Source organism: Tunicatimonas sp., from assembly GCF_049647865.1.
In the GTDB taxonomy this organism is placed as follows: Bacteria; Bacteroidota; Bacteroidia; order Cytophagales; family Cyclobacteriaceae; genus Tunicatimonas.
Genome location: NZ_JBARYM010000315.1, coordinates 1 through 6,066, shown reverse-complemented (window position 1 = coordinate 6,066; position 6,066 = coordinate 1). Strand labels below are relative to the sequence as shown.

At 43.8% G+C, this 6,066-nt stretch carries 6 protein-coding genes and 1 pseudogene; 3 read left to right on the top strand and 4 right to left on the bottom strand.

Annotated features, from left to right (window positions below):
• From WBA23_RS09590 to WBA23_RS09580, 3 genes are all read left to right on the top strand, one after another.
• Window positions 1-1,267, top strand: a 1,267-nt coding sequence (locus WBA23_RS09590; RefSeq protein ID WP_424582058.1) for a sensor histidine kinase, incomplete at its 5' end; no start/stop codon positions are given.
• On the top strand, window positions 1,242-1,637 hold the full coding sequence (locus WBA23_RS09585) for a response regulator (protein WP_424582057.1): 396 nt from the start codon (window positions 1,242-1,244) through the stop codon (window positions 1,635-1,637). The genes WBA23_RS09590 and WBA23_RS09585, both read left to right, overlap by 26 nt.
• Before the next feature lie 13 nt (window positions 1,638-1,650).
• Window positions 1,651-2,220: a hypothetical protein gene (locus tag WBA23_RS09580; RefSeq protein ID WP_424582056.1), complete on the top strand. Its 570-nt coding sequence runs from the start codon at window positions 1,651-1,653 to the stop codon at window positions 2,218-2,220.
• On the opposite strand, the gene WBA23_RS09575 is transcribed toward WBA23_RS09580, so the two are convergent.
• The 4 genes and pseudogenes from WBA23_RS09575 to WBA23_RS09560 all read right to left on the bottom strand — a co-directional run.
• Window positions 2,221-3,285, bottom strand: coding sequence for a PmoA family protein (locus WBA23_RS09575; protein WP_424582055.1), 1,065 nt, complete (start codon window positions 3,283-3,285; stop codon window positions 2,221-2,223).
• A gap of 1 nt (window position 3,286) precedes the next feature.
• A complete protein-coding gene (locus WBA23_RS09570; RefSeq protein WP_424582054.1) occupies window positions 3,287-4,621 on the bottom strand; it encodes a Gfo/Idh/MocA family protein in 1,335 nt (444 codons plus the stop codon).
• A 118-nt stretch (window positions 4,622-4,739) separates the two neighbouring features.
• Window positions 4,740-5,552 (bottom strand): 3-keto-disaccharide hydrolase, encoded by an 813-nt coding sequence (locus WBA23_RS09565; protein ID WP_424582053.1) that lies wholly within the window; start codon window positions 5,550-5,552, stop codon window positions 4,740-4,742.
• 91 nt (window positions 5,553-5,643) lie between these two features.
• A pseudogene (locus tag WBA23_RS09560) lies at window positions 5,644-6,066 on the bottom strand (L-alanine-DL-glutamate epimerase); the annotation flags it as partial.

Below are 6,066 nucleotides of genomic sequence, written 5' to 3'. Positions count from 1 at the left end.
GGGGAAAGAGGAATTAGTTACATTTGAAGCAATTCACCAACGTAAAGACGGTAGCAGATATAATATATTAGCGAACTTACAGTTATCCGACTTTCATGGGCAAAAAGTTATTATTGCTATTATTCAGGATACCAGTGAACAAGTAAAAAGCCGTGAACTGCTACGCCAAAGCGAAGAAAGACTTGCCTTTGCCATTAGTGGTACATCTGATGGTATTTGGGACTGGAAAGAAATTTCTGATAGTAACGTTTGGTGGTCGCCTCGATTCTACGAACTGCTAGGTTACCAAAACGGAGAAGTAGAATCTTCAGTAGATAACTTCCGAGCTATTAGCCACCCTAGCGATATCAATATTTGGCAGACAAAATTGGAAAAGCATTTTAAAGATGGTATTACCTACGATGTTACGGTACGGCTTAAACATAAAACAAAGGGTTATCGCTGGTTCCGATCGAGAGGTAAAGCTATATACAATGAACAGGGCGAACCGGTAAGAATGAGTGGCGTAATTTCTGATGTTCATGATCAGAAAACAGCCGAAAAGAAACTAAGGAAATCAAACCATGAGCTTCGAGTGGCTAATGAATATTTAGATAACTTTGTGTTTTCTGCCGCGCATGACCTTCGGGCTCCGGTAGCCAACCTCAAATCACTTTCTGGGTTGTTAGAATCGGAAAACGGACAAGACCCCCGGGTAGTTGAAAAAATTGACCAATCGGTAAATCGCTTAGAGAAAACTTTACGGGGTATTATTAGTATTTTAGATATTCAGCAGTCTGACGATGAAGAATCTCATTTGTTAAATTTTGAAGATATCCTGGAAAAAGTTACTAGTGAGGTTACAGCAGAAATTGATCAATGTGGAGCTACTATTGAACATCATTTCGCTGTGGAAACTATTCAGTATGTAGAGTTTTATCTAGTATCTATTATTAAAAACTTATTAGTCAATGCTATGAAGTTTTGTGTAGAAGATCGGCCAATTCATATCTCCATTAAAACGAGAGAACACAACCAATATATTTGTTTAGAAGTACAAGATAATGGTAAAGGCGTAAATATGGAACGAGTTGGCAAAACACTCTTCCAACCCTTCAAACGCATAAATTCGTCTGTAGATGAAGCAGGAGTTGGCTTACATATTGTAAAAACTATTGTTGAAAAGAACGGAGGAAAGGTTGAAGTACAAAGTCAACCGGATGAAGGTGCTACTTTTTTTGCTCAACTAATGCCCTATTCGTATGAAGAAAAAAATATTACTCATTGATGACGACGAAATTAACAATTTTATTGCCGAGGAATGGCTGAAGTCTCGCCAAGATGAAGCTGAGCTACGTACTACTTCTAATGTTGAAGAGGCCCTAATCTACCTGCGATCCTGTATCGATAAGGATTATCCTGATTTAATACTATGCGACTTAAAAATGCCGATGTACAATGGTTTTGAATTCATTGAATTGTACGAAGAAGAATTTTACCCGGATCACCCTGATACCATTCTCTTGGTAGTAAGCTCATCGCTACGTAAGCAAGATATTGGACAGGCAAAATCCTATTCATCGGTCAGTGACTATATTGCCAAACACTCAATACAAGAAAATTTTCGCTTTATCTTCGAGCGGTACTTAAAATTATAGAAACTACTACCTCTTGTCACTCTACTACACCAACCGCAAAGGCCATCGGCATTACCTGCGGGCAGCTACTACCAAAAAGGGTGGCACTCGCTACTACATTGTCCGCCATCCTGAACGCTACGCTGACGATGAATTACTTCTCCAATTACCTTCAGGATTTGAGTTTTACGAACATCCATTTGATGCTCGGGTGGTGTTAAGAAAAAAGCTAAAAAGCAAAATCACAGACGATGAAGTAAATATTGTGGATCGGGTAATGAGCCAGCACGAAACTGTGAAAGACTACATTTTAGATCGGGACAAAGAAAGTATTTTCGTATATCAGACTGGACATACCGAAGCAGATACTTTCTTTGATAAAGAATTATTTCGCCTAATTCAGCAGTATGATGCTAAACTACGACTCCGTAAAACTGACGAAGAAACCTACCAAGCCCAACGATTCTGCCACTTGAGCCGCTACTACGGGTGGATTACCCTAGAAACTAGCCCCCACCTAGGTGATCTTGCTCAAAAATTCTGCTTTCACATTGATAAAGAAAGTTTGCTAGAATTTTGGATTGAAGGAGAGGAAGATTGGTAATCAACTCGCGTCGGTAAAACCGGCGTACATTGATTTAATCGTTTCTTCATCCAAAGGCTCTTCACTCCCATAAACTACAATTCGGTAACGAAACGTAACTTTTTCTTTAGGCTCTAAAGCAAAATTTAGTTCTTTCTTCCCCTCTGAAAACACTTCTTGCCCTAGTGGGTTGGCTGAAAACAAACCATAACCCCGAGCATGCCAGTAGGTAGGATAGCCAACGTTTTCAGGGTGATCCATTATCACAATAGAGACGTCTTCATCACCTATAGCCCCAGCTAGGTTTACCCATTCCGCCTGCTTTCCCCACACTTCGGTTCCGCTAACCCCTTCGCTGCTCATGTATTCTCCCGTTACTCCGGTATTATCCAGCTTAGCAACATCGGTAGCATTGCCACTGGCATCTGTAAAAATTTCTGGTTTGTCTGAAGGGTGCTCCAGTGCTCGGGTTACCCGAATCGCCACCATTCCTTCCTTGTTGTCATTGAAGGTTACAGTTTGATCTTGAGCTCGCAGGGTAGTAATTCGGTCAATAACGTAGGCGTCACCTTCTTTAAAGAAATGGAAGGTAGTAGTTTCATCCAGTAGCTTTTCTTGGTTGGGCGTGAGCCAGTCAGCCGCTACTTTTAGTTTACCTACTTCACCGTTTTCTGTTTCCAGTATCTCTCGGTGACGAATGGTTCCGTAACCATCCCGCTTTTCCTCGGGGATAGCTTCGGAGTTGTTCCAAAAGTCTAAGCCATTCACGTCGCCGTAGTTTAGCCATAGCCCTACATGATGCGGATGATCCACTCGTTCGCCGGCGGTGGGTAATAGAGGATAACCTCGAGTAACATTTGTTCCTTGAGGTGTTCTAACCGGAAATAATACTGGCTTCTTTATTACTTCAGGATAGATGTAAGAAGTAAATGGTTGACCATCAATGGTAACGGACACTGATTTCTTCTCAGCGTTTTCAGTAATCTTTACCTGCGCGGGTAGCAAATGAATTTGGGTTATCAATAAGATAAGAGCCAAAAGTCCGCTCCAAGCAGACTTTGGCCATTGGTTAGGTAGTTTCATCATTTTAACTAGAGATAATTTCTTCGTTTTCAGCATTAAAAGTTACGCGTTTGCCAGTGTGCAACGCCTGGGTGGTCATTAAGTTGGCAACCGAATGATTGTAGCCTACTTGAACAGGGGCGTGCGGTTCCTTACGACTACGTACGCAATCCATCCAGTTTCGCATATGGTTAGAGGTCATATTGTCCGATCCGGTATCGGCACTGGTAACTACCTGCTCGCCTTTTAGTTCTTGCTCTTCCAGCATATTAGGCTCCATGCCCATTGCCGAAGCATGACGTTCACCTAACCCTCCGTCTGGGGTAATCATATTGGTCTTTAGGTTTAATGTTCCAGCATTAGAATAATATATCTCTTTAGTTCCCCCTTCGGAGTTGGTGAAGCGAGAAGAGTACACTACCTGGAAGCCTTCGTTCGGATTATCATCGGGACCGTAGTCAAATACTGCCGTCATAGTATCCGGATTTTCCCGTCCGTCTTGCCACAGGTAGATACCTCCGTTGGCGGCTACGCTGCGCGGATGATCATAGCCCGAGAACCAATGCACGGTATCAATCTGGTGTGACATCCATTGCCCGGGTATGCCAGAAGAATAGGGCCAGAACAGACGATACTCTAGATACTTGCGCGGGTCCCAATCTACTTTAGGGCGGTTCATTAGGTAACGATCCCAATCAGTATCTTCTTTCTTGATGGAAGCTACCAAATCAGGAAGACGCCAGCGGCCGGGTTGATTCACGTTCCAGGTCATGTTCACCATCACAATATCACCGAACTCGCCGGATTTTATGTAGTCTTCGGCGGCGTGGTAATTACTACCGCTTCGTCGCTGCGAACCAATCTGAATGATGCGATCGGAGGCTTGGGCGGTGTCCCGAATTTTCTTATTATCTTCCATTGATTCCGCCAGCGGCTTTTCAATGTAAGCATCGCAGCCGTTCTCAATCGCTTCTACCCCGTGCAGCGCGTGCTGAAAATCAGCAGTGCTAATAATTACCGCATCTACTTTACTCTTTTCGTACAACTCTTCGTTATTGCGAGCTAAGTCTATGTTCTTCATTCCTTTCTCCTCAAAGAAAGCTTTCGCCTCGTCGCGACGACGGTTCCAGATATCGGAAACCCCGACAAACTCGAAGTTCATTTCATCCGCATGGTTCATAAATGCCGGAATCAGCGATCCGCGGCAACGGTTAGAAAAGCCCACAATACCGACTCGTACTCGGTCGTTCGCCCCTAAAATTCGCCCGTAGCTCCGAGCGGAGAAAGCAGTACTTAAACCTACCGCTCCCAAGGCCGACTTCTTAATAAAATCTCTACGATTCGTGTTTGAAATATTCATAATTTATTTTTTGTTGTATGTTAAAATTTGGTGTTATGGTGCGTAGTGTTATGGTATTATAAATTATTGGTTGTGCCGCTGTCCTTTATAATCATCTATAACACGATAACACTTTGAACTAAGAGGCGGGCAATTCCCGTACTTTGATGTTTTTGAAGTAAACTAAGTCGCCGTGGTCTTGTAATAAAATGTGACCACTTTCGGCCATACCGAAGTCATCCCACTTCTCGTATTTGCTGTTTTTTACCAAGGTATTGTATTCCTCACCACCGCGCTCGTACTCCAATACTTTTTCACCATTTAGGTAATGCTCTACCTGATTGCCCTGAACTACCAACCGAGCGGTATTCCACTCGCCAATTCCTCGGAAGGGCTTACTACTAGGGGCACCTTTTAAGTCGTACAAAGAACCTAAGGTGCGAGTGCCACCCCCGTTGTTGCCTTTTTTGGCATCAGGGTGCTTCTCATCATCAAGTAGTTGATACTCCAGGCCAATTGCCGACGCACCTGAATTGTAGCCTTCGGTGACAAAGTACTTAATACCGCTGTTGGCTCCTTCGGTCAGCTTGAAATCTACCTGGAATTCAAAATTATCGTACTCATTCTCCGTCACAATATCGCCGCCGTTCTGCGACTCTGCTCCGTCAGAGGATAGTACCATCAGTTGCCCATCCTCAATTTTCCAGCCTTGTTCAGGAAAAGCATCCTTATGCGCCCCGCGCCAGCTATTAGTAGATTGGCCATCGAATAGCAACGTCCAGCCATCCTGTTGCTCCTGGTCAGTTAATGTGTTGTCGCCGGTCTCTTCCACCGAAGCGGTCATCTCAGCAGAAGTGGTTTCTTCTTCGGTTGTCTCGGCAGTATCGTTAGCAGTTGGTCCGCAACTGTATAGAAAAAAAAGTGCGGTACCGTACAAAAAAAAGGTTCTCATAGATGTGTGTAGTTTAATTACTCGATTGTTCAATTGTTAAAGTGTTCGTTTGTTATTATTCTCTTTCGTGGTTCGACCCTACAGCAATACGCTACTTTTTGTCTGGATCAAATAACGCTTGATAGTGGTCCGACATTTGAAAAATTCCGCCGCTATCTTCGTAAAAGCCTTGATCTAATTTAAAAACTCCCCCCTGGGCTTTCACCCACTTGGCATCAGCGTGCGGATGATAGGTAAGCATCTCCTCCCAGTCGCGGTAATTCTGATGACCGTTGTTTTCCATTAAACCCATTCCGGGGAACTCTTCCCAGGCGGCCAGCCGAGCGGCTACGTTTTTGTTCCAATCTACCAGAATTGGGTTCACGGTTAGGTCAGCACAAAGGCAGGGAATATTTTGTTCGTGAGCTACCTTGGCCATCTTTAGCGTCATGCTCAGGGTTTTGGCAATCGGCTTCAGCGCAATAGCATTGTAACCCATCTGAATGCGGGTGATTACATCTTCTTCAGTATGGGC

What these genes read in the sequence shown, in the direction of transcription:
- WBA23_RS09570 (WP_424582054.1), bottom strand. Translation starts at nt 4,621, where the DNA reads ATGAATATTTCAAACACGAATCGTAGAGATTTTATTAAGAAGTCGGCC.
- WBA23_RS09585 (WP_424582057.1), top strand. Translation starts at nt 1,242, where the DNA reads ATGAAGAAAAAAATATTACTCATTGATGACGACGAAATTAACAATTTT.
- WBA23_RS09565 (WP_424582053.1), bottom strand. Translation starts at nt 5,552, where the DNA reads ATGAGAACCTTTTTTTTGTACGGTACCGCACTTTTTTTTCTATACAGT.
- WBA23_RS09575 (WP_424582055.1), bottom strand. Translation starts at nt 3,285, where the DNA reads ATGATGAAACTACCTAACCAATGGCCAAAGTCTGCTTGGAGCGGACTT.